This window comes from Acinetobacter higginsii (assembly GCF_000369845.1).
Classification (GTDB): domain Bacteria; phylum Pseudomonadota; class Gammaproteobacteria; order Pseudomonadales; family Moraxellaceae; genus Acinetobacter; species Acinetobacter higginsii.
Map to the genome: position 1 here is coordinate 486,576 of NZ_KB850214.1, position 23,979 is coordinate 510,554.

Below are 23,979 nucleotides of genomic sequence, written 5' to 3' on the forward strand. Positions count from 1 at the left end.
CGATTTACTTATCCTACAGTAGCTATAACGTATCTCGATCAAACTTATGTTGTTTTCTATTTTTATCAGCTACTCATTGGCTATAAGGTTTTTATTTGAAACTGGTTAATTTTAGCTGCAATTTTCTTTAGCCCATGGTTTGCCAATGCCTGCAACTGCATCAAGGTTATTTCTGTAAGGAATAGGACTTTGCTCTCTAACCAGATGGTATAGGTCAAATGGGTACGTCCATCTGATTCTTCAAACTCCAATCGCCCCAAATGATAACTGAATAAGCAATTCTTTAGCATTTGATATTCAATCATCTGATTGGGCAAACTCTGTGTGATCTCTTCTTGAATCGGTTTAAATACCCCGAGGCCCATCTTTCGTATTGAACCCACACCATCTGTATTGTGATCATCCGTAGAAGCTTTAATCACAACCGATTGTAGCGGCCATAAAACCGTATTAAAGGTTCGATGTTTTGAAAAAAGATGAAAAATAAGGTCTACTGGTGCATTAAAGCTTTGTTTCATTACAACAAATTTGGGCATTCGACATCATCCTTCTCATCGTCTCACCCGAAAATTATGTAATATAAAACCAGCTTCACTCAGAATTAAATCAAAACCTGAATAGTGCTATATAGCTGCTTATTGATATAAGTTTCGGGACTACTTTCCTGAGCATTATATAGACTACCGATGATTTATCTTGACGCTGCGTCTTTAATTTGACTTTCTGTGCCAATTTCTATCCCTATAAAACGCATAAAAACCATAATTTTAGCTAAAATAAAGCCAATAAAGTACTTAACATTCACACGTCCCAAACATGTTATAGACAAAATATACTGGTGCATCTTCTGGATAGACATCGCTGTCTTTAATCATGAATAAAACGCCTTCACTCAGTATGATCAAAACATCTTGATTACGGCTGACAACGCTCCCTTTGCTTATTATTTTGTTGTACTTACCGATATTATTAGCATCATGTATAAAAAAAACTTTTCGTCCTGACTTAATACTACTTGGAATAACTTTCTTATATAAACCACAATTCTTACACACCCATTTCTTCACTATCAATTCTCATGAACAAAAGGAAGATCATATTAAAAATTACCCGCCTTAAGTGGACATAAAAAACCTAATAAATTAACAATACAGTCTTTTCTTTATACGATAAAACACGCTAAATATCTAACCAACAAATTAAACATAAAATAAAAACAGATTAGGACAAAAATTATAAATTCATTTTAGAGTTAAATATAAAACTTAAATTTATCTCATGACATATAACATAGAACATCTAATCCTATTCAAACGGGAATTTACCATATAATGAGCTTGGATGGCTGATGAATCGTTTTTATTCTACACATCATGCATATATACACTCTCTATCGTTTCGTCTCTGTAGCCGAATATTCCCTCATACCCTGCATATTAGCGAGATAAAAATAGTTCTAGTTTCTTCATTTTCTATACATTTTAGGTCATTTATTCATAAGTTATTGTCCATTGCTTAGAAAACAAACTCTGTTTTTATGCTTCTTCGAACTCGCGTCAACTCATTCATATCTTTATTTATTTTATTTTTCCGCTCTCTTTAAATCGGCAATTTAACCAGCATTTAAACCTTGAGATTTCAAAAAAACTGATAGCTCCTTTATTTAACATTCAAAATATCTGAACTAATATCGGATCAATGAAATCTGATATGAAGTTTAAGCACATGAAAAATCATATGTATAAAATGCCCGCTGAATGGACGCCACAACAATGTGTTTGGATGATTTGGCCTTATCGTACCGATAACTGGAGACAAGGTGCATTGCCTGCACAGCAAGCCTTTGCCAAAGTCGCTGAAGCGATTTCTAAAACCACACCGGTATTTATGGCGGTTCCCCATGCTGAAATGAATAAAGCAAAAGCCACGATTCCCGCCCATGTCACCTTAGTTGAAATTGAAAGTGATGATGCATGGATGAGAGATACCGGACCAACCATCGCGAAAGATCCAGCAGACAATAATGTCGCTGTTGATTGGGTCTTTAATGCATGGGGTGGTGAAAATGGTGGCTTGTATGATAATTGGGATAAAGATCTTGAAGTCGCCAACCAAGTTGCCCAATTTCATTCCATCCCATTACATCAGTCTGGTATGGTCTTAGAAGGTGGTGCCATTCATGTCGATGGTGAAGGAACATTATTAACAACCAAAGAGTGTCTACTGCATCCCAATCGTAATCCAGAAATGACGCAAGCGCAGATTGAGCATGAACTTTCCACCTTACTCGGGATTGAGAAGTTCATTTGGTTGCCATTGGGTGTGTATAACGATGAGACCGATGGGCATATTGATAATATGTGCTGTTTTGTCCGTCCAGGCGAAGTGGCACTACATTGGACAGATGATCAGAATGATCCACAGTATGCAAGTTCAAGACAGGCATTAGACATTCTCGAATCAGTAACTGATGCAAAAGGCAGAAAACTGAAGGTATGGAAATTACCCGCACCAGGACCTTTGTATGCCAGTGAAAATGAAACCATTGATGTTGAAAAAGGCAATGCGATTGAACGTTTTGAAGGTAATCGTCTAGCGGGATCATATGTGAATTATCTGATCAGTAATCAGCAGATTATCTTTCCCTTATTGGATGAAAGAACTGATGATCAAGCCTATATTTTGTTCCACAAAATGTATCCTGATTATCAAATCACTGGCGTTCCCGCGAGAGAAATCTTATTAGGTGGCGGCAATATTCACTGTATTACCCAACAAATTCCCAAATAGCATCTGCATAGATTGCTTATTTGTTTACTAATCTACTTACGGTGAGTTCTTATGGCTTGGTTATATTTATTCATTGCGAGTTCATTCGAAATACTTTGGGCCATTGGCTTGAAGTATTCTCGAAACTTATTTGAATGGTCATTTACGGTTTTCTTTATTGTCGGAAGTTTCCTATTTTTATTCCTAGCAGCAAAAAAAATGAAGCCCTCTTATGCCTATGTATTTTTTGTTGTTCTTGGAACCTTAGGAACTTTTCTGTTTGACACTTATATTATTGAGAATCCAGTCAATTTTATTTCCGTGATTGCAATTGTGATGATCATTATTGGTGTGGTCAAATTAAAACAGATCGGAGACTAAAGCATGAGCTGGCTATTGTTAATTGCATCTGGAATATTAGAAATATTTGTCGTAAAAAGTATTCGTGACCTGATTCATAAAAAATACCGAACCGCGATTCCACTCTACATTGTGTCACTTTCAGCTTCGCTGTTTTTATTACATATGGCGATGAAAAACATTGATGTTTCAATTTCTTATGCTGTTTATACGGGTATCGGTGTAATCGGTACTATTTTAATGGGCATTTTCTTTTGGGGTGAACGAAAAAGTATGGAGAAGTTTTTTTATGTCGGTGTCATTGTCACGGGTGTCATTACCTTAAAACTTGCCAGTTAAATTTAGTTGTAGTCTGTAGCTTAAATGAAGCTACAGACATCTTTGGCTATCCACGCTGAGATGAAATATTGCCTCCATCAACCACAATTTCTGCTGCTGTGATATAACTCGCTTCGTCTGATAGAAGGAATCTGACCACACGACCAATTTCCTCAGGTTGGCCTAAACGCCCCAAGAGAATACGTTTTTCGAAAAAGTTTTCTGGAAGCGAATCCAATGAAGCTTGTACCATTGGGGTATGAATTTGACCAGGTGATACTGAATTAATGCGAATATTATCCCGTGCTAAGCGATCTGCTAAAGAGCGTACCAATGACAACATTCCGCCTTTTGCTGCACTGTAAATTGGATTAATCGCATTACCAATGCGTTGCGTTGATAGAAGCAATCGTCACAATTGCTGAACCTTTATTCAATGTAAAATCACGATACAATTTTTGGCTTAAAAATGCTAAAGGTCTTAAATGCGTATCAATTCCCGCAGCCCATGTTTCTAAGGTAATGCCTTCTAAGGAGCCAGTATCTACAATACCTGCGCAATGTACCAAGCCACCAAGACTTCCAAGTGCCTTACGACTCTTCTCGATTGCATCATCGTACGCCTCCACCTCCATAATATTAATCCCAATCCCGATCGCTTTAACGTTAAATTGTTTTGATATTGTGGCAGCACTATTTTTAGCTTTTTCTAAATTAATGTCCCAAATCGCAATGGGTCTCCCTACTGCTGCTAGGGTCTTTGCAACAGCAAGACCAATACCTGAAGCACCGCCAGTAATGACAACACCTGTATTTGGTATTGCTAATGTTGGTATTAAATTTTCCGTATCTAAAACATCTGTATCCATTTTAAAAATCCATCTAAACACATTAAGTTTTAGATATTATTCCTTTCACCTAGCGGATATCTAAAAAAAACAAAATATAATATTTTTTACCAATTTAGGATTATCAAACAGACATATTAGGAAAAAATTTAATAGAGACTATTAAAAACATAACAACTTAAAATCAATTATGCCACATTAAAAAAATAGAGATAATATAAAGACAGCTATATTATAATTCTATATAGCTGTCTTTCTTACAATTTATGCTGGAATTTGCTGGGTAATACAGTGAATATTGCCACCGCCTAATAAAATCTCACGTGCAGGAACACCGGTAATTAAATAATCAGGATACATCTGCTGGAATAAGGCTTTAGCTTCCTCATCGGTGCGTTCATCCAGTAAGGGAAAAATGATCTGCTGATTACTGATCAGATAATTCACATATGAGCCCGCTAAACGATTACCTTCAAAACGTTCAATGGCATTGCCTTTTTCAACATCAATGGTTTCATTTTCACTGGCATACAAAGGTCCTGGTGATGGTAACTTCCATACTTTTAAACTTCGTCCTTGTGCGTCTTTACTATTTTCCAGCACCGTTAATGCCGCGACAGATCGTGCATATTGTGGGTCTTGAGGATCATCCGTCCAATGTAACGCAACTTCACCAGGGCGCACGAAACAGCACATATTATCGACATGCCCATCGGTTTCATCATTGAATACCCCTTCAGGTAACCAGATAAATTGGCTTACGCCGAGACATTCTTTGAGGGTATTTTCAATTTCAGTCTGAGTCATATCTGGATTTCGGTTTGGATTAAGCAAGCACTCTGAAGTCGTCAATAATGTCCCTTCACCATCCACATGAATCGCACCACCTTCCAAAATGAGAGAGGTCGAATAGGTTTCAAGATCATGTCGTGCTGAAATCTGCTGAGCGATCAATTGATCTTGGTCCCATGGAAAGTATAAGCCACCATTTTCGCCGCCCCACGCATTGAACACCCAACTAATCCCTTTTCGTTCTCCCTTAGCATTCTTGACAATACTTGGCCCCGTATCACGCGTCCACGCATCATCACTTTCCATTTCAACCAGTGTCACTTGCGCTGGCATCGTTTGGCGGGCTTTATCCATTTCAGCAGAGGGTACGGCCATAAACACCGGTGTGGTTTGAGTAATTGCCGCAGCAACATGAGCGAAAGCCTGCTGAGCGGGTTGTCCATTGGCGCGCCAGTTATCGGTACGATAAGGCCAAATCATCCACACCGCTTCTTGAGGCGACCATTCGCCTGGCATCTGAAAACCTTCTTGCTTTGGTGTATTCATTGTTTGTTGCATATCCTGTTTTTCCACAACTTTTAAATCCTTAGAAACATTTTTTAACTGAGTAAACCTTCAGGTGGTTGCGCCAAAGGAAATCGGCTGCTTTCTCAATTTTTTATAAAGCAAAAGCAAAACACCTGTGGCTAGCCATATCCCGCCAAACTCCAAAGCTGATTTTTCGAGATGTAACCACAACCCTAATAAACACAGCACCGAAGCCAATGGCAGCAATAAATTGAAGAAAATATTTTTAAATCCAGCCCGTTCTTTGCGGATCACGAAAAATTTCATGAATACCGAAAAGTTCACCATGGTAAAGGCAATCAAGGCACCAAAACTCACCAGACTGACGACTGTTGCTAAGTCCACGACAATCGCGAGCAACGAAATCAGTCCAACAAAAAAGATTGAATATAAAGGTGTGCCTAATCGAGCATTCACGGAACCAAATACTTTTTGGTTAAATACCCCGTCTCGGCCCATGATATACAGTAACCGTGAAGCACTGGCATGCGAGGCCAAACCTGATGCAAAAGCATTCATAATTTGTACAGTCAATAAGGCAGACTGGAAGAATACCCCACCGACATAGAGTGCAATTTCAGGTAAAGCTTCATCTGGATTTTTAAACTGTTCCAGTGAAGGGAAAGACAATTGCACAAACCAAGACACCGTAATAAAGATAATCCCGCCCAATAAGGTGGTGAGTATGATCGCACGTGGAATGGTCTTGGTGGGATTTTTGCTTTCATGCGCCAAGGTAGAAACAGCATCGAAACCTAAATATGAGAAACAAACCAGTGAGACACCAGTCAGTAAGGTTAGATATTCAGGATTGCCATTCAATAGTGGTGTGAGCGTCATCACACTGCCATAGCCGTGAGAATTACCAATGCCTGTGACCACCAAAAAGATAAACACCAGCATCATGGCAACCGTGGCCAGAATAAAGATGAAACTAAAATTGGCGAGAATATTGATGCGGAAACTATTAATCAAGGTTAACAGTCCCACCATGATGAGCACCCATCCGGTATAGGAGATATCAGGCATCAATGCATTCAGATAGAAAGATGCCAATAGTACATTGACCAGCGGGATCAGCAGATAATCAATCAACGAACACCAGCCCACAAAAAAGCCCGCAGTCTTGCCACAGGTATCTGTTGTATAGGTATAAGCAGATCCTGACTTGGGTGACAATTTACTGAATCGCGCATAACTGAAAGCGGTTAACAGCATTGCAATCAACGCCAAAACATAGGCCAGTGGGACACGTCCTTCTGTCACTCTGGAAATAATACCAAAGGTATCAAATACCGTTGCGGGCGCCATATAGGCCACACCAATGACAACGACTTGCCAAAGTGAAAGCCCTTTCCGATTATTATCGCTTTCCATGCATATTTCTCCTACAGCAATGCAAACTCTTATTTAGTGCATTGTTTTTTTTCACCGAGTCGGCGTTGTATTGAAAAGAGAAGTCCCTTTCTCGATCCAATAACCTGTTTTAAATGGTTAAATCGTAATGACGTTTTCCTCTAAATAGCTTTGAATGCCAGACTCACCGAGTTCACGCCCAATGCCACTCTTTTTAAAACCACCCCACAATGAGCCAGGCTGAATCATCTGGAATGAATTGATCCAGATGTGACCTGAACGCAAGCATTTAGCAATTTTTTTACCGTGCTCCACAGAGCCTGTCATGATGGTTGCAGCTAAACCAAACTCAGAATCATTGGCTAAGCGCACAGCCTCATCCTCGGTTGCAAAACTACGGCAACACATCACAGGACCAAAAATTTCTTCTTTCCACAGTCGGCTGTCAGTAGATACATCAATAAAAACGTGTGGCTGAATAAAGAAACCTTTACTCGGTAAAGCAATTTGATTCAGATCAACCAATGCCTGAAGTTTTTCTTGCTGCGCAATGTCTAAATATTCATGCACTTTATTGAATTGCTTTTGTGTGGTCATCGGCCCCATCGCGAAGGGTCCGGTAAGATCCGTGCCAAGCTGCATCGACTCTACGGCGACTTTCAATTTTTGGTAGAAAGGTTCGGCAATGGATTGATGTACCAATAAGCGTGATGTCGCAGAACACATTTGACCGCTGTTATAGAACATGCCACCCAATGCTTTATCGACTGCTTCATCTAAATCAGCATCTTCCAGAATTAAAATCGGTGATTTTCCACCGAGTTCCAAAGTCACACGTTTGACAGAGGGCGCGGCAGCCTGCATCACATGAATTCCAACTTCAGTGCTGCCCGTAAATGAGACTTTTTGCACATCCGCATGTACCACCAAATGTTGTGCTGCCACAGCATCCCCAAGAATCAGGTTAAACACCCCTGATGGAAACTGGATTTGATCTAAAATTTCAGTAAAAGCATATTCAGGTAAAGGCACCAGTTCAGAGGGTTTAAAAACAATGCTACAACCTGCGGCTAAAGCAGGTGCAATTTTCCATGCGCTGGTGATTAACGGAAAATTCCACGGCGTAATTAATGCAACCACTCCCACAGGGTTCTGTTGATGGGTCAGTTCAGTCCCATCCTCGCATTGCGTGGTTTGACTAAACGCCATGCTCTGCACTAAATCTGCATAATAGCGATAGCACTTGATACTATTTTCAACATCCACCTGCGCTTGCTCAGATGACTTGCCATTATTTCGATGCGAAAGTTCAATCAGGCGAGTTTTCTCAGTTTCAAGCTGGTCAGCGATTTTGTTTAACCATTCTGCTCGTTGTTGAGGTGTGGTCATACTCCATGCATCGAGCGCCTGATTCGCAGCAGCAACAGCCGCATCAACATCTTGTGTAGAAGCAGCGGTATAATCCAAAATCTGCGCTTCATTATTCGGGTTGATGACTGCAATCTGTGCTCTACCTGTGGTTGCCTGCCACTTTCCATTGATATAATTCTTCATCTGCTTACTCGCCTTCGGGTGATACATCTGCTTTAAGCTTTATGATTGCCATTATTTCAGTGCAACTTAAAACGGTATCGACCTTAATTACTCAGCCATTTCGGTCCATGTCATTTGTTTCACCTCAGCCTTTTGAGGTTGAGGATCTCAACTCACCCCTTAAGGCAAGTTGAAATTAGGGGAAATAAACACTGATTTTTCAGCTTATAGATGCCCTTCGGCTTTAAGCTCTTGAATGGTATTTTGAATTGCATGACGTAAAGTCTTCACTGCAAAATCAACTTGCTCACGGGTCAAGATCAGTGGTGGAGATAACACATTCATGTGACCGACTGGACGCACGATCAGACCTAATTTTTGACAATGATTGGCAATACGTTTTCCAACACCTACTGAACGATCGAAGAGTTCTTTGGTTTGTTTATTACGCAAGTTTTCAATACACATCATGAATTTTTTGCCACGTACTTCACCGACGATTTCAAGATCAGCCAAGGTTTTTAACTGTTCCTCAAAATAAGCGCCCATGTCTTGCACATGCTCACAAATATTTTCTTTTTCAATGATTTCAATATTTTTCAGTGCAGCAACACAGCTCACTGGATGACCTGAATAAGTAAAACCATGGGTTAACAGACCACCTTCATGGTGTGGTTTGCTGATCGCATCATAAATTTCATCAGAGATAATGGTTGCACCTAATGGCAAGTAACCTGAAGACAAGCCTTTGGCACAAGTAATGATGTCTGGAACGATGCCAAATACCGCCTCTGAAGCAAACATATGCCCCAAACGACCAAATGCAGTCACCACTTCATCAGACACATACAACACGTTGTACTTTTTACACACGGCTAAGGTCTTGGCATGGTAGCCTTCTGGTGGAACAATCACACCGCCTGCACCCATAATTGGCTCAGCAAAGAATGCGGCAACGTTATCTGGGCCTAGCTCCAAAATCGTATCTTCCAGTTCCTGCACTTTTTCATTACAGAAATCTTCCATCGATTGAGATTCAGGCTTACGGTATGGGTTCGGGCATGAAACGTGATGGACTAATTGATTGTGAATCTCAAAGCCAACATGATCAGCTTCAATCCCTGTCAACGTCATACTGATATAAGTACTGCCGTGATAAGCATCCTTACGTGCAATCAATTTTTTCTTAGATGGCTTGCCGATTTGATAAAAATAATGATGAATCAAACGCACAGCGGTATCATTGGCAACCGAACCACCACAACCATAGAACACATGGTTTAAGTTACCCGGTGCTAACTCTGCCAGTTTGGCAGCCAACTTCGCTGCTGGCACAGTGGTTTGATGTCCAAATGGAGAGTAATAAGGCAATTGCATAATTTGTTCAGCAACTGCATCTGCAATTTCTTTACGTCCATAGCCGACATTGACACACCATAAGCCACCGATACCATCTAGGTATTTATTGCCATGTGCATCATAGACATAGACATTTTCGCCTTTAGACATAATTAAAGAGCCTTCGTCTTTAAATGTCGAAAAATCAGTCCATGGGTGAATTACATGGTCTTTATCTTTTTGCCAGATATCTTGAATATCAATTTCTACTGGTAATTTAGAGTTCATCGTTGTCCATCCTCAATATTCGCAGTACTTCTTTTAGAAGCCTGCATTTCCTACATTTCGCTCTTGGCTATAATCGTTAAATGGTTGCTACATACGCTGATGAATCTTGCGCAGCATGTTGTTTGTCATAATTTAGAATGGCATTCAGCAAGACATCGGCACCTTGTGCAGCGTCATTCGCATAAATGTCTTCTGCTTCGTTATGGCTGAGTCCATTGATACATGGAATAAAAATCATGGTCGTTGGGCAGTGTTTAGCAATGTTAATTGCATCATGACCTGCGCCACTGACAATGGTCTGATTGCTATATCCCAAGCTGTCCACAGCATCTTGTACGGTTGCAACACAAGTACGATCAAAATAAGTCGCTGGGCTTAACCAATGTTGTGAAATGCTAATCTCTAAATCTCGTTGTGCTGCGAGTGAATGCAATAGTTGATGTGTTGCTTGTTCCATCGCTTTGAGCTGGGCATCATCTGGATTACGTAAGTCAATGGTCCACTGGATTTGACCAGGAATGGTATTACGTGACGAATTCGCGACCTGCATTTCACCAAAAGTCACCAAACCTTCTGGGAATTGCTCCAAAATGCATTGCTCTAAAGCCACAATCATTTCAGCAGTCCCGACCATGGTGTCTTTACGCAGATTCATTGGCGTAGTGCCTGCGTGCGCAGCACGACCTTTGGTTTCAACATCCAGCCAGAGAATCGCTTGTCCACCCGTCACCACACCAATCGAAATCTCGTTCTTTTCCAGTACTGGGCCTTGCTCGATATGCGCTTCGTAATAGGCTTGGAATGGACGAGCCAATGGGTAATTGCCAAGTTGTCCTGTACGCACCAGTTCCGCAAAAACGGAAACACCTTGCTTATCTGTGCTGTCATAAATTTGTTGCTTGGGAATAACACCCGCGAAAGCCGCAGAACCCATCATCGCTGGGGTAAAACGTGCACCCTCTTCATTCATCCAAACCACAAGCTCAAGCGGATGTTCCGTGCTTATTTTTTCTTCGGCTAAACGCTGTAAAACTTCCATGCCCGCCAGCACGCCATAAATTCCATCAAAGCGACCGCCTTTAGGTTGTGTATCGAGATGACTCCCCATCACAATCGGTAACGCACTTTCATTTCGACCTGCACGGCGTAAAATCAGATTTCCGACTTCATCATAATGAACGGAAAGATTGATTTTTTCTGCCCATTCCAGCAGTAAAGCTCGACCTGCAATATCTTCATCACTGAGTGCTAAACGGGTATTGCCACCCTGATCAGTTGCACCAATTTTTGCCATTTCCATGAGCATTTGCCATAATCGCTCTGCATTCACTCTCATTGTTTTGCACATCCCTTTTAAATATCTTTAGAGTCGCCTTAGCATCCACTTTGATAAATAATTCAAGAAAAGACGAGTACCAATTTCAGCACTGCTTTAGGAACCAATTTCACAGCGACTCAGAAAAACTTTAAAAAACATTATTTTTCAATTAAATAAACAACACAAAAAAGAATAAAATTATATTTTTTAAAGTGCTCAATTGCCTATTATTAAACCACTGTAAATCAGCTTTAAATTTGTATTGGCTCCCACCCTTATTTTTCTGTTTTATAGGTAAAACATGTTGATCTTATTCGGCAGAAAATATGATGATGACTTTATTATTTTCTCTTCTCATCATAATAAAAAAAGCCTCAGGTCTATGCTAAAAAAAGATGAGTTCATCTATATTTTCAAAACATTGGACCTAAGGCTGTTTATTTTACAGGAGTAGATTTTATAAATCTTAAAGTGATCAATTAGAATGTTCTAGTCAAGCTAAACACCACAGTTGAATCGGCATTTTTCAAGGCCTTATTCACATTGGCATCGGCATAATACAGATCAAAAATAAAATCTTGATAGTTAAAATCGACACCTATTTTATAATCATAGAAATGTTTCTTTTCATCAGTTGCCCAAAGTAATTCATAGGCCTCATTGCTTGAAAATTGGTTATAGGCGGCCTGTGCATAAGCATGCCATTTGTCAGCGACAGGATAGCGATAACCGAGCTCATAACGCAGCATATTCCCTGTTTCTAGAGTGTAGTCTGGTGAATAATAAAATGAGAGATTCAGTTGATCTTGTTGATTCAATAACCCTGATGCAAACAACCCAATTGAATACTCCTCAAAGTCGACCCGTGGTAAGGTTTTATCTTCACCGGGGTAATTGACATCCAAATATTGTAGATTCAACTTTAAGTGATCATTGAATTGGTAATCATAGCCAAGGTAATAGTCGAACTCGACACTGCTACCGATATCGAGTTGTATATTCGAGGCAAAAAGCTGTGCGTATAAACCTGAATCATGATCTGCTCTTAAGGTCCCCTGAACGGCAGGCTTACCCTGCGTCTGGGTTGTGCCGCGCCAGTAGTATTCCGTTAGAAATGCCAGCGAACCACTCACAGCAAACTGATCTTTAAATGCTTTCGTTTCTGCGGCTTGCACATTGATTGTTGAAAATATTGCCGATGTGAAAATCCCTAGCAGCACTGTATTTTTTATCATTCACTTATTCCATTAGTACATGATTATTCTTGAATTTTCATTGTCTTTAATTTTGAAATAAAACCGAGAACCAATTTAAATAAAAATATAGGAACCATTTATTTTTTAAGCAAAATGCGTTTAGTCATGATTTAAAATCAAGTGGCTAAAAATAAAAAAAAGCCCGTAGGCTTTTTTTTATTTCATTCAATTTATTATTTACTGTTCAGCTTGCCGTCATAAACTTTTTCACCTGCAAACCAAGTTTGGGCCACTTTCCAATCCTTAATGTCTTTATTTAATGGCGTTTGTAAAGCCCCTTGTAAAACCACAAAATCCGCCCATTTTCCTACACTAATACTTCCAATTTCATTGCCCCAGCCTGCAACATTGGCGGGTGCTTGGGTATAGGCATACAAGGCTTCATCTAAACTCAAGGCATTATCGCTATAACGGGTCTTGCCGTTATATTCGCGGAACACGACATCACTTAACTGTAGCATTGGATTTTCAGGGGCCGTTGGCCAGTCGCTGCCCAACACCATCGACGCACCACTACTCAATAACGACTGCCAAGCATAGCTATACGGCATTCGTGCTTCACCGAGACGCGACTCCTGATAATTACCAGCAATCGCATGGTCTGGCTGCATGGAAGCGACAACGCCTAATTCAGCAAAGCGAGGAATTGCCGTTTTAGTGGTAACTTCAATATGTTCAATCCGATTCAGCAGTTGGCGATGTTTCGGGCTGTTTTCAATCGCATTCAATGCCATATCCACACTTTTATCACCGATGGCATGGATCGCCACAGGAAAGCCTACGTCATTGGCATTTTTCACGATGTCATTCAATTTTGGCTGTGAGGTAATGGGTTCAATGTTGAAATGGTGTCGATCTGCATAAGGTTCATTCAGTGCAGCGGTATAGCTCATCAGCGTACCATCAACAAAATATTTCATATAACCAAAACGGAACTGCGGCCCTTTCTGCCACTGCTGCTCTTTTTGGATAAAACGTTGATTCAGTTGATCCCGTTGTTTGGCATAGCTTTGCAGTTGTGCCAGCGTTGCCTGATCTTCCCCAGCCATTAATCCAAAACGAATACGCATCGGTAACTGTTTCTGTGACTCAAGTAAAGCAGGATATACCGTAGCGAGTTCAGCCCACATATCATGTACGGAGGTTATTCCCAAGCTGTTAAAATGAGCAACGATTTTTTCAACCACTGGGATTGCTGCTTTGCCTGAGAGTAATGCTTTTGTATATTTAGGGCTTGCCAATACCAGTTGATTGGCTGCCGTTTCTTTAAAAATTCCTGTCGGCTCACCTGTTTGTGGATCTTTAACAATCTCGCCGCCTTCTGGTGCTTTGGTATTTTTATCGATTCCCAGCAATTGCATCGCCTTGCTGTTTACCCAAACGGTATGATAATCAATATCCTGTAACACCACAGGTCGATCAGGAACGATCGCATCCAGCTCCTGACGTGTTGGCATACGATTGTCCTTCATGGCACTGACATCCCAACGCCCACCGACCAACCACGCATCTTTCGCGAGTTCTTTATCTCGTTTGGCAATCAATTTAAACCATTCTTGCCGATCGGTGATCCCAAACAGATCCACACCTTCCCAAAGTTCCAAACCACCTAATAAATGAGTATGTGCATCGGTCAAACCAGGTAGGACTGTTTTACCTTGGGCATCAATCACCTGTGTTTTTGGACTTGCCATATTTTGAATAAAGGTATTATTACCAACAGCCAGAAACTTGCCATCTTTAATTGCAAATGCTTGTGCTTTCGGTTTGGCTGGATTTGAAGTTCGGATATCTGCATTCATCACAATGATATCCGCTTGTGGTGTTTGTGCCTGAGTCCCGAAGGTCATCATACAAACGCTGAGTCCTAACCATAATTTCTTTTTCATAAGTCCGTTATTCCATTATCCATATTTATTTTTGCACTTTTCATTTTCTGTGATTTTTGAATAAAACCGAGAACCAATTTGGTTGAAAACATAGGTACCATTTAAATAAGTATGAAAATCGAGATGCAATAGATCTCAAAAATTACCCCGCATTTTCAATACAAAAAGCACCTCATCGCTGAAGTGCTTGAATGGATAAAAAGGTCTGAAGAAAGGAGTACGCTCGTTCAGACCATCAACCATTTTCAATTAAGAAATATCGACACACATATATTTCAGTTCCAGATATTCCTCAATCCCAAATTGTGAACCTTCACGACCTAAGCCGGACTGTTTAATTCCACCAAAAGGTGCAACCTCATTGGAAATCAGTCCTGTATTCACACCGACCATACCATATTGCAGTGCTTCACCTACCCGCCATTGGCGTGCCATGTCTTGGGTAAAAATATAACTCGCCAAGCCAAACTCCGTATCATTGGCCATTGCAACCGCCTCAGCTTCATCATTAAAGCGGAATAACGGCGCTAATGGACCAAAGGTTTCTTCTTTGGCAACTTTCATTTGCTGAGTGACATCTCTTAAGATGGTCGGTTCAAAGAAGGTTTTCCCTAAGGCATGCGCTTGACCACCGACGACAATTGAAGCGCCGTGACTCACCGCATCAGCAATATGCGATTGCACTTTTTCAACTGCGTCTTGATCAATCAGTGGACCTTGTGTCACTCCTTCTTCACGTCCATCCCCGACACGAAGTTGCTGTTCAACGGCGATTTTTAAGCGCTCACAAATCGCATCATAAATCCCGTCCTGAACATAGATACGGTTGGCACAGACACAGGTTTGTCCGCTGTTACGGAACTTGCTGACCATAATGCCCTGCACTGCACGCTCAACATCTGCATCATCAAAAATAATCACAGGGGCATTGCCACCCAGCTCTAAAGAAAGCTTTTTGATGGTTGGCGCACATTGTTTCATCAAAATACGACCAACATCAGTTGAGCCTGTAAAGCTGAGTTTACGTACCGTATCACTTGCACATAAAGTTTGCCCGACAGCCACCGCATCACCACTGATCAAAATAAATAGATCAGCAGGTAAACCTGCCTGCTCTGCCAGTACCGCCAAAGCATAGGCAGTTAACGGAGTCTGTTCCGCTGGTTTGACCAACATCGAACATCCCGCAGCCAAAGCAGGTGCAATTTTGCGAGTGATCATTGCGGCTGGGAAATTCCACGGCGTAATCGCTGCGGTCACTCCAATCGCTTGCTTAAGCACAATCAAACGCTGCTGTGATTGAACAGGTGTTAACACGGAACCATCGACACGACGCGCCTGCTCTGCAAACCAACGAATGAACGAAGCAGCATAAGTAATTTCGCCACGTGCTTCTGCCAGTGATTTTCCTTGTTCTGCGGTTAAGATTTGTGCCAAAGCTTCACGCTGTTGCAAAATCAGCTGATACCACGCCAGTAGAATATCGGCACGTACCAAAGCTGTTTGCTGCTGCCATTGAGCCTGTGCTACGGCTGAACGCGCAATCGCTGCTTCAACCTCGGCTTGGTCAGATGCTTTGACCCAAGCCAAAGCTTGTCCTGTCGCCGCATCATCCACTACAAAATAATGTTCAGTTGGCGCCGCATCAAAACGAATATCTGGATGCTTTAATAGAGCCTGCAAGTTGAGATCAATCATGCTTCAGCTCCTGCGAGCTTTTGTAATGCAGGTTGTTGCGCTGCAATTGCATCTTGAATAATCACCAGCGCTTGATTGAACTGAACCACAGGAATCGTCAATGGATATAAGAAACGAATCACGTTGCCATGCTTGCCACAGGTTAAAAGCAACAAGCCCTGCTCCATGGCATATTGCTGAATAGCTTTCGCCACTTCTGGTTTCGGTTGCCCCGTGACATGATCACCAAATTCAACTGCCACCATCGAACCCAATGCACGAATATCAATAATATCGTTTGAATATTTTTGTGCCGCTTTGAGCATTTCTACTAATTCATCACCGAGTACATTGGCACGTTCACATAACTGTTCATCTTCAATCACATCGATCACGGCATTGGCTGCGGCAATGGCAAGTGGGTTACCCGCATAAGTACCGCCTAAACCGCCTGGGTTCGGTGCATCCATCACCTCAGCACGACCGACCACACCCGACAGAGGAAAACCACCACCCAAGCTTTTTGCCATGGTAATCAAATCTGCTTTGACTGAATAATGCTGCATCGCAAACAGTTGTCCAGTACGGGCAAAACCAGTTTGCACTTCATCAGCAATTAAAAGAATACCGTGTTCATCACAAATCTTGCGCAGTTGCTGCATAAACTCAACTGGTGCAACATTAAATCCGCCTTCACCTTGTACAGGCTCTAGCACAATTGCAGCCACATCATGTGCCGCAATATCTTCACTAAAAATTTCTTCCAGGCTAATCAAGGCATCATTCACAGAGATTCCTTTAGACGCCACTGGATAACGGGCATGGAATACGCCTGCGGTCATGACACCAAAGTCACGTTTATAAGGGGCTGTTTTGCCTGTCATCGCCATAGTCATAAAAGTACGACCGTGGAAACCACCACCAAAGGTGATAATGCCATGACGACCCGTTGCAGCACGCGCAATCTTCACTGCATTCTCAACAGCTTCAGCGCCTGTGGTAAAAAATGCTGTTTTGGCAGGGCCATCAATCGGCGCACGGGCATTAATCCGTTCAGCCAGAGACACATAACTTTCATACGGTACAATTTGATACGCCGTATGGGTAAATTTATTCAGTTGTTCAGCCACTGCTGCGATGACTTTTGGATGGCGATGCCCCGTATTTAAAACTGCAATTCCACCGGCAAAATCAATATATTCGTTTCCTTCCGTATCCCACAAAGTCGCATTGCTCGCACGTTCAGCATACCATTGGCACATCACGCCAACACCACGTGGCGTTGCTTGCTGTTTACGAGCATTTATTGCAATATGCTTTGCATCCATTTTGTTACCTCTATACGACAAAACAATAATCTTTGGGCATTTAAATTGCTTCATGGCAATGTATTGCTGAAACAAGGCTAAAATGCGCTATGGGTACTTAATGTGTACCTTTTATAAGGAATAGACGAGAGCCACTTTTGGACTAAAGGAGAGAGCCAATTGCGTACCCTGTTAGGAGACTACCTGTTACAGCATTTACAACAGGCCAGTGAAGGGACTTTACCCGCTCGGGTTTTTCATTGTTTAAGAGATGCCATTTTGGAAGGCATTCTTGCACCCAATACTCGTCTTCCAGCATCACGTGATTTGGCCAATGAGCTGCACGTTTCACGTAATACCGTGCTCAATGCCTATGAGCAATTACGTGCTGAAGGTTATATTCAAGCGCATACCGGTCGAGGCACTTGGGTCTCAGAGAGACTACCTGAAAGCTATATTCAGGTCAGCACTACACCAAGCTATGCTGCTGCAAGTACAGAAGATACAACACGAACGCTTTCTCAGCGTGGGGCGAGTTTGCTGCAACATGCCGCTGCCTCCCCGTATCAGTGGGGTGCCTTTGTCCCCGGTGCGCCTGATGTCACCGAATTTCCACATGCCGAATTTAATCGGATCAAATCGCGTCTCAGTCGCCAGCCTGAAATTGCCAATTTGATCTACAGCAATGCTGGAGGATGTATGGAATTACGCCATGCATTGGCGGATTATTTGCGCATTGCCCGTTCAGTCAATTGTGAAACAGACCAGATTATTATTACTGAAGGCATCCATCAGGCGGTTGATCTGGTGTCACGCGCTTTATGTGATTTAAATGATCATGTCTGGATTGAAAATCCGGGCTATTGGGGTGCCAAGAATATTCTGCGTATCAATGGCCTCAATATTGTTCCGATGCCTGTCGATGCCGAAGGCATTATTCCAGAAGAACATCCAGCTATCCCACCGCGCCTGATTTTCGTCACCCCGTCTCATCAATATCCTTTGGGTTCACATCTCAGTTTACCTAGACGTAGAAAATTGCTGGATTTGGCTAAACAGCATGGTAGCTGGATTATTGAAGATGACTACGACAGTGAGTTCCGTTTTTCAGGTCAGCCTTATCCATCGTTACAGGGTTTGGAAGACAATCCGCCTGTGATTTATATTGGAACCTTTAGTAAAACTATTTACCCTGCCTTGCGTATTGGCTATATGGTCGTTCCGAAACAACTGGTACAGCCCTTACGCACAATTTCGGCTGAACTGTATCGAGGCGGTCACTTACTCACTCAACGTGCCTTAGCCGAATTTATTCGTGAAGGACATTATGCAGCACATATCCGCCGGATGCGTCTGCTGTATAGTAAAAGACGGAAGTTTCTGATTGAACTGATTCACCGCTATCTGGGCGATGTATTTGTACATGCGTTTAATCATGATGCTGGACTACATCTGGTACTCAAATTACCTGATCACGCCAATGATGTTGAAATATCTGCACTGGCACTGTCGCGCGGGGTCAATGTCCGCCCATTGTCACAATATTATTCAGGTGTCGATACCCCAATTCAATCGGGCCTATTGCTTGGATTTGCCTGTGTGCAAGAACAGGACATGACTTTTGCTTTTAGTATTTTACGTCAATGCTTGATTGAAAATGCTATTGAGCTTTTTCCGCAGAACCGTTGATCACAGTAGAATAACACTTGGTTTGGAAGGTCTAGGCAACACTCTTGTATGGATTCACACCTCAACCAAGTGAAACTGAATCAGCATTTTAATCTGAACTAAAAACAAAGATCTAAACTGACTTTGACCCGATCTAAAACGATTAAAGTCCGATAGGTTTTTACATCCTGATTATCAGCAAAATGCTTTCTCACGGAAGCTTCAAAGTGAGATAAGTTATTGGAAAGCATAATCATGATAAAAGACACCCCGCCATTGACGAAATAACATTGCTGAATCTCGTCTACGCCAGCAAAGTATTGCTTGGCCCGATCCATCACCACGGAACGATCTTCGCTTAAACGAACTTCAATGATCGATGTCACTTTCTCTCCAAATCGCTTTGGATTCAGCACCGCACAATTCTTTTCAATAATGGCTTCCTGTTCCATTCGAACAATACGCCGTTGTACCGATGCTTGGGAAAGCCCAATCTGTTCCGAAATCTGCCGATGTGAAGTTTTATTATCCTGCTGCAATATTCTTAAAATTGCATAATCAAAATGATCGAGTGAAAGTTCTGCCATGAATTAATTCCTCATTTTTATTCTATAATAGAGTGAATAACCCACAGACTTCAATCAATAAGCGCAATTTAATCATCCTTCAAGAACTAAAATCTCATGATCAAGCTCTAGGTCATCGACATGCATGCGTCTGTTCAGAATAAACAAGAATTTGCTTTGGCTGCAGCCTGCCTATCACTTGCCTCGGTACAAATTGGGGCTGCGATTGCGAAAACTCTATTTCCGATCTTTGGTGCTGAAGGGGTTGCGCTGATTCGTTTAAGTTTCTCGGCCCTGCTGTTGTGGATAATTTTCAAACCTTGGCGCAGCTTGCATTCCCAGATGGATTGGAAAAACCTGATCATTTATGGGTTGATTCTGAGTCTCATGAATCTTTTGATCTATAAGGCATTTTCCCATTTGTCGATTGGTATTGCCATTTCAATTGAAGTCTTGGGTCCACTCACCGTTGCCATTGTCATGTCAAAACAGAAACAGGATTTACTCTGGGGTGCTTTGTCGTTTATTGGGTTGATGCTGTTACCTTTGGGCAGTGCCAATCAGAATTTCAGTTATATCGGCATGTTTTATGCGCTTGCCGCAGCAGTATGTTGGGGCATGTATATCATTTACGGCAGCAAAGTCGCCAAAGGCGGCAGCAATACGGTGGCGATAGGCATGTTGGTAGCCACTCTATTTGCGCTACCATTTGGTATCTCTGATCTGACTCAGCTATTTCAGTCTTATTGGATTTTGCTGCTCTGTGTTTTGGTATCGCTACTTTCCAGTACCCTTCCGTTCTTGCTGGATATCTTTGCAATGAAAAAGCTCGAACCGAAAGTGTTTGGAATTTTACTGAGCGCCTCTCCTGCGGTCAGTGCCCTTGCTGGTTGGCTGATCTTAAAAGAACATCTCAACCCGTATCAAATTACAGGGATTGCCATCATCATGCTCTCGTGCGCGGGTTGCTCCTATTTCTCCTATAAAAACAATAAGGCCTAAACTTCAACGCTTAGGCCTTATCATGCTGTTCGATCAGTCTAGGTGCAACGCTACTGTTCGACTACTTTTCTTCTTTCGGGTCACGATCAGTCCACAAATCACGACAATGAAGGTTACGCTCAAAGATAAAGTCGTTTCATAGCTATATTGAGGTGACAGGAACATATAGCCTAGTACGCTCATAATCACGACAATCACAAACCAAGTCAGCCATGGAAATAACCACATTTTAAAAGGCACAGCAGCCCCAACTTTGTCTAATTGGGTGCGCAAACGGAGTTGTGATACTGCAATCACCAAGTAAACCACCAGTGCAATCGAACCTGTGGTTGACAGCAGAAATCCAAATACTTGTCCGGGAAATAAATAATTCACTGCACAACAAAGTAATCCAATCAATGTCGAAGCAAATACTGCGATGGTCGGGACACCTGCTGCATTAATTTTCGTGACCATTTTTGGCGCTTCTTGACGAGCCCCTAAAGCAAATAACATGCGTGAAGAGGTATAGACAGCCGCATTCATACAGCTCGCCACGGCAATAAATACCACAGTGTCCATAATTAACTTAGTTTGAGGAATATTCAGACTGACCAAGACATACTGAAAAGTACCCAATTTTTGTAAATCGGGTGAACGCCAATCGACCAAGGCAACTGCCAGAAAAATTGAAACCACGAAGAATAATATAATCCGATACAGCACTAAATTGGTTGCCCGTTTGATTTTCTCTTCAGGATTTTTAGACTCCGCCGCAGCAATCGAAAGAATTTCAATGCCAAAGAAGGAAAATGCCGAGATCAAAATTGCTGATAGCACACCGCCCAAGCCATGCGGCATAAAACCGCCATTTGAAAAAAGATTGCCCACACCACTGACATCTTTGGCTAAAGGCCACAGTCCAAATACAGCAGATGCACCAATCACAATAAATACAAGGATCGCAATCACTTTAATCAGCGCAAACCAAAACTCAAACTCTCCAAAACTTTTGGTGCTAAAGAAGTTTGCCAAACTCAGCAGAATAATAAATGCAAAGGCATAAATGGCACTGGATACTTGTGGAAACCAAGCATGCAAAATTTCGGCACCTGCAATGGCTTCAATCGGGATCACCAAAACCCAGAACCACCAATACAGCCAGCCCACACTAAAGCCCGCCCAAGGGCCAATTGCTTTACGGGCATACGTTGAAAATGAACCTGTGTCAGGCTGTGCAACGGCCATTTCACCGAGCATCCGCATGACTAAAAAAACCAGAATACTGGTAATAATATAAGCCAGTACAGCAGCGGGGCCTGCTTTGGCAATTGCAGCGGATGAACCGACAAATAAACCTGCACCAATGACACCACCAATACTGATCATAGTGACATGGCGGTTCGAAAGTCCTTCACCTAATTTTGTTGTTTTTGCGCTATTCATATTTTATTCCTTAAAAATACGTCTTAAAAAACCGTTAATTACATGTTTAAATTCCTATAAAAATAAAAAGGGAAAACCAATGGTCTTCCCTTGAGCAAAAATTAATTTAAAGTTGGCATGGCAAATTGTTTCGCCTCACGAATCTGTGCGGATGGCCAACGTTGGGTGATGGTTTTACGGCGGGTATAGAAACGCACGCCATCTGGCCCATAGGCATATAAATCACCAAACAGTGAACGCTTCCAGCCGCCAAAACTGTGATAGGCAACAGGTACAGGTAATGGCACATTGATCCCGACCATACCGACTTGGATATTATTGCTAAAATAACGCGCCGCTTCGCCATCACGGGTGTAAATACAGGTGCCATTGCCATATTCATGGTCATTGATCAGCTGCATGGCTTCTTGCATGCTCTCGACACGAATCACCTGTAATACCGGCCCAAAAATTTCTTGCTGATAGCTGGTCATCTCTGCTGAAATTTGATCAATCAAGGTCGGCCCGACAAAGAATCCATGTTCATAACCGACGGGTCTGGCGTCACGTCCATCCACCACAATTTTAGCACCTTGTTGCTCGGCACTTTGGATATAAGCCTGTACCTTCTGTTTATGTGCTTGCGAAATGAGCGGTCCAAAGTCATTACTGGCATCGGCATAATGACCAAACTTCAATTGCTGCATTTCTTGCTTGAGCTTGGCAATCACCACATCGGCCACTTCATCGCCAATGGCCACCGCAACGGATAAGGCCATACAACGCTCACCCGATGAACCAAAGGCCGCCCCCAGTAAAGAGGTCACCACATTATCAATATCGGCATCGGGCATAATGATGGCATGGTTTTTTGCACCACCTAAGGCCTGACAGCGTTTTCCTGTAGAGGTCGCTGTTCGATAAATATATTCTGCAATTGGCGTTGACCCCACAAAACTGATGGCTTGGATTTTAGGATGGTGCAATAAAGCATCGACGGCTTCTTTGTCACCATTGACCACATTAAACACGCCATCTGGCAAGCCCGCCTGTTTAAGTAATTCAGCCAAATAGAGTGCGGCTGAAGGAGCCTTTTCAGAAGGTTTTAAAATAAAGCAATTGCCACACACAATCGCCATCGGGAACATCCACAACGGCACCATTGCAGGGAAATTAAAAGGGGTGACCCCTGCAACCACACCTAAAGGTTGAAACTCACTCCAAGAATCGATATCTGGACCAACATTTTTAGAATACTCGCCTTTTAAAAACTCAGGTGCACCACAGGCATATTCCACATTTTCAATGCCACGCTGCAATTCACCTTTGGCATCATGGCAAATCTTGCCATGCTCTTGCCCGATCAATTCGCACAGGGTTTCAGCATTTTCTTCAAGTAATTGTTTGAACTTAAACATCACCCGCGCCCGTTTAATCACGGGTGTATCACGCCATGCAGGGAATGCCTGTTCTGCAATCTGCACCACCTGATTCACTAGCGCTGTATCTGCCAATGCCACTTCTTTGCTGATCTCACCGGTTGCAGGATTATAGACCGCTTGTTTTCGACTGGATCTGGTAACTAAACCACCTTGAATAAAATGCCCAATCAATTGAGGGGTTGAGGCTTGAGCTGAATCCGTATTGCTGAACGCACTGGTATTAAAATGTTCTAAATTATTCATCTGTATTCCTTGTCTCTGTGTCTTATTTTCCGTTTGCT

General features: G+C 42.1%; 19 protein-coding genes and 1 pseudogene. 5 read left to right on the forward strand and 15 right to left on the reverse strand.

Going from position 1 to position 23,979, the window contains the following annotated elements; translation table 11 throughout:
* Positions 1 to 80 precede the first annotated feature (80 nt).
* Positions 81 to 536, reverse strand: coding sequence for an SRPBCC family protein (locus F885_RS10045; RefSeq protein ID WP_005316496.1), 456 nt, complete (start codon positions 534 to 536; stop codon positions 81 to 83).
* 258 nt (positions 537 to 794) lie between these two features.
* The gene (locus F885_RS21235; protein ID WP_005316498.1) at positions 795 to 1,067 is read right to left on the reverse strand and encodes a hypothetical protein; all 273 of its coding nucleotides are present in this window, start codon (positions 1,065 to 1,067) and stop codon (positions 795 to 797) included.
* 631 nt (positions 1,068 to 1,698) lie between these two features.
* Here F885_RS21235 and aguA (F885_RS10035) point away from each other — a divergent pair.
* From aguA (F885_RS10035) to F885_RS10025, 3 genes are read left to right on the forward strand one after another with little or no spacing between them, the layout of a single operon-like run.
* Positions 1,699 to 2,790: an agmatine deiminase gene (aguA, locus tag F885_RS10035; protein ID WP_005316501.1), complete on the forward strand. Its 1,092-nt coding sequence runs from the start codon at positions 1,699 to 1,701 to the stop codon at positions 2,788 to 2,790.
* A gap of 51 nt (positions 2,791 to 2,841) precedes the next feature.
* Complete coding sequence (locus tag F885_RS10030) at positions 2,842 to 3,150, forward strand: DMT family transporter (protein WP_004808070.1); 309 nt, start codon at positions 2,842 to 2,844, stop codon at positions 3,148 to 3,150.
* A gap of 3 nt (positions 3,151 to 3,153) precedes the next feature.
* On the forward strand, positions 3,154 to 3,468 hold the full coding sequence (locus F885_RS10025; RefSeq protein WP_005202770.1) for a DMT family transporter: 315 nt from the start codon (positions 3,154 to 3,156) through the stop codon (positions 3,466 to 3,468).
* Positions 3,469 to 3,514: 46 nt separating this feature from the next.
* On the opposite strand, the pseudogene F885_RS0120155 reads toward F885_RS10025, so the two are convergent.
* From F885_RS0120155 to F885_RS09980, 10 genes and pseudogenes are all read right to left on the reverse strand, one after another.
* Positions 3,515 to 4,316 (reverse strand): annotated as a pseudogene (locus F885_RS0120155) (SDR family NAD(P)-dependent oxidoreductase).
* A 243-nt stretch (positions 4,317 to 4,559) separates the two neighbouring features.
* Positions 4,560 to 5,645, reverse strand: coding sequence for an agmatine deiminase (aguA, locus tag F885_RS10020; RefSeq protein ID WP_005316515.1), 1,086 nt, complete (start codon positions 5,643 to 5,645; stop codon positions 4,560 to 4,562).
* Positions 5,646 to 5,702: 57 nt separating this feature from the next.
* Positions 5,703 to 7,031 (reverse strand): APC family permease, encoded by a 1,329-nt coding sequence (locus tag F885_RS10015; RefSeq protein WP_005316517.1) that lies wholly within the window; start codon positions 7,029 to 7,031, stop codon positions 5,703 to 5,705.
* A gap of 117 nt (positions 7,032 to 7,148) precedes the next feature.
* Entirely contained in the window at positions 7,149 to 8,564 is a 1,416-nt protein-coding gene (locus F885_RS10010; RefSeq protein ID WP_005316522.1) for an aldehyde dehydrogenase family protein, read from the reverse strand.
* Between the two features lie 204 nt (positions 8,565 to 8,768).
* Positions 8,769 to 10,169 carry an aminotransferase gene (locus tag F885_RS10005; protein WP_005316525.1) on the reverse strand — a complete coding sequence of 467 codons (1,401 nt, stop codon included), beginning with the start codon at positions 10,167 to 10,169 and terminating at the stop codon, positions 8,769 to 8,771.
* Positions 10,170 to 10,245: 76 nt separating this feature from the next.
* Positions 10,246 to 11,505 carry a Zn-dependent hydrolase gene (locus F885_RS10000; RefSeq protein ID WP_005316527.1) on the reverse strand — a complete coding sequence of 420 codons (1,260 nt, stop codon included), beginning with the start codon at positions 11,503 to 11,505 and terminating at the stop codon, positions 10,246 to 10,248.
* A 461-nt stretch (positions 11,506 to 11,966) separates the two neighbouring features.
* The gene (locus F885_RS09995) at positions 11,967 to 12,722 is read right to left on the reverse strand and encodes a TorF family putative porin (RefSeq protein WP_005316530.1); all 756 of its coding nucleotides are present in this window, start codon (positions 12,720 to 12,722) and stop codon (positions 11,967 to 11,969) included.
* A gap of 194 nt (positions 12,723 to 12,916) precedes the next feature.
* Positions 12,917 to 14,632 carry an amidohydrolase gene (locus tag F885_RS09990; protein WP_005316533.1) on the reverse strand — a complete coding sequence of 572 codons (1,716 nt, stop codon included), beginning with the start codon at positions 14,630 to 14,632 and terminating at the stop codon, positions 12,917 to 12,919.
* Between the two features lie 249 nt (positions 14,633 to 14,881).
* Positions 14,882 to 16,330 carry an NAD-dependent succinate-semialdehyde dehydrogenase gene (locus tag F885_RS09985; RefSeq protein WP_005316536.1) on the reverse strand — a complete coding sequence of 483 codons (1,449 nt, stop codon included), beginning with the start codon at positions 16,328 to 16,330 and terminating at the stop codon, positions 14,882 to 14,884.
* A complete protein-coding gene (locus F885_RS09980; protein ID WP_005316539.1) occupies positions 16,327 to 17,637 on the reverse strand; it encodes a 4-aminobutyrate--2-oxoglutarate transaminase in 1,311 nt (436 codons plus the stop codon). Before F885_RS09980 ends, F885_RS09985 begins: the two co-directional genes overlap by 4 nt.
* 159 nt (positions 17,638 to 17,796) lie before the next feature.
* On the opposite strand from F885_RS09980, the gene pdxR reads away from it, so the two are divergent.
* Entirely contained in the window at positions 17,797 to 19,305 is a 1,509-nt protein-coding gene (gene pdxR, locus F885_RS09975) for a MocR-like pyridoxine biosynthesis transcription factor PdxR (protein WP_005316540.1), read from the forward strand.
* Between the two features lie 98 nt (positions 19,306 to 19,403).
* On the opposite strand, the gene F885_RS09970 is transcribed toward pdxR, so the two are convergent.
* Positions 19,404 to 19,871, reverse strand: coding sequence for an Lrp/AsnC family transcriptional regulator (locus F885_RS09970; protein WP_005316543.1), 468 nt, complete (start codon positions 19,869 to 19,871; stop codon positions 19,404 to 19,406).
* Between the two features lie 120 nt (positions 19,872 to 19,991).
* Here F885_RS09970 and F885_RS09965 point away from each other — a divergent pair, with 120 nt between their 5' ends.
* On the forward strand, positions 19,992 to 20,852 hold the full coding sequence (locus F885_RS09965; RefSeq protein WP_005316546.1) for an EamA family transporter: 861 nt from the start codon (positions 19,992 to 19,994) through the stop codon (positions 20,850 to 20,852).
* 33 nt (positions 20,853 to 20,885) lie between these two features.
* On the opposite strand, the gene F885_RS09960 is transcribed toward F885_RS09965, so the two are convergent.
* Entirely contained in the window at positions 20,886 to 22,277 is a 1,392-nt protein-coding gene (locus tag F885_RS09960; protein ID WP_005316552.1) for an amino acid permease, read from the reverse strand.
* A 101-nt stretch (positions 22,278 to 22,378) separates the two neighbouring features.
* Positions 22,379 to 23,941, reverse strand: coding sequence for a CoA-acylating methylmalonate-semialdehyde dehydrogenase (locus F885_RS09955; RefSeq protein ID WP_005316556.1), 1,563 nt, complete (start codon positions 23,939 to 23,941; stop codon positions 22,379 to 22,381).
* Positions 23,942 to 23,979 lie beyond the last annotated feature (38 nt).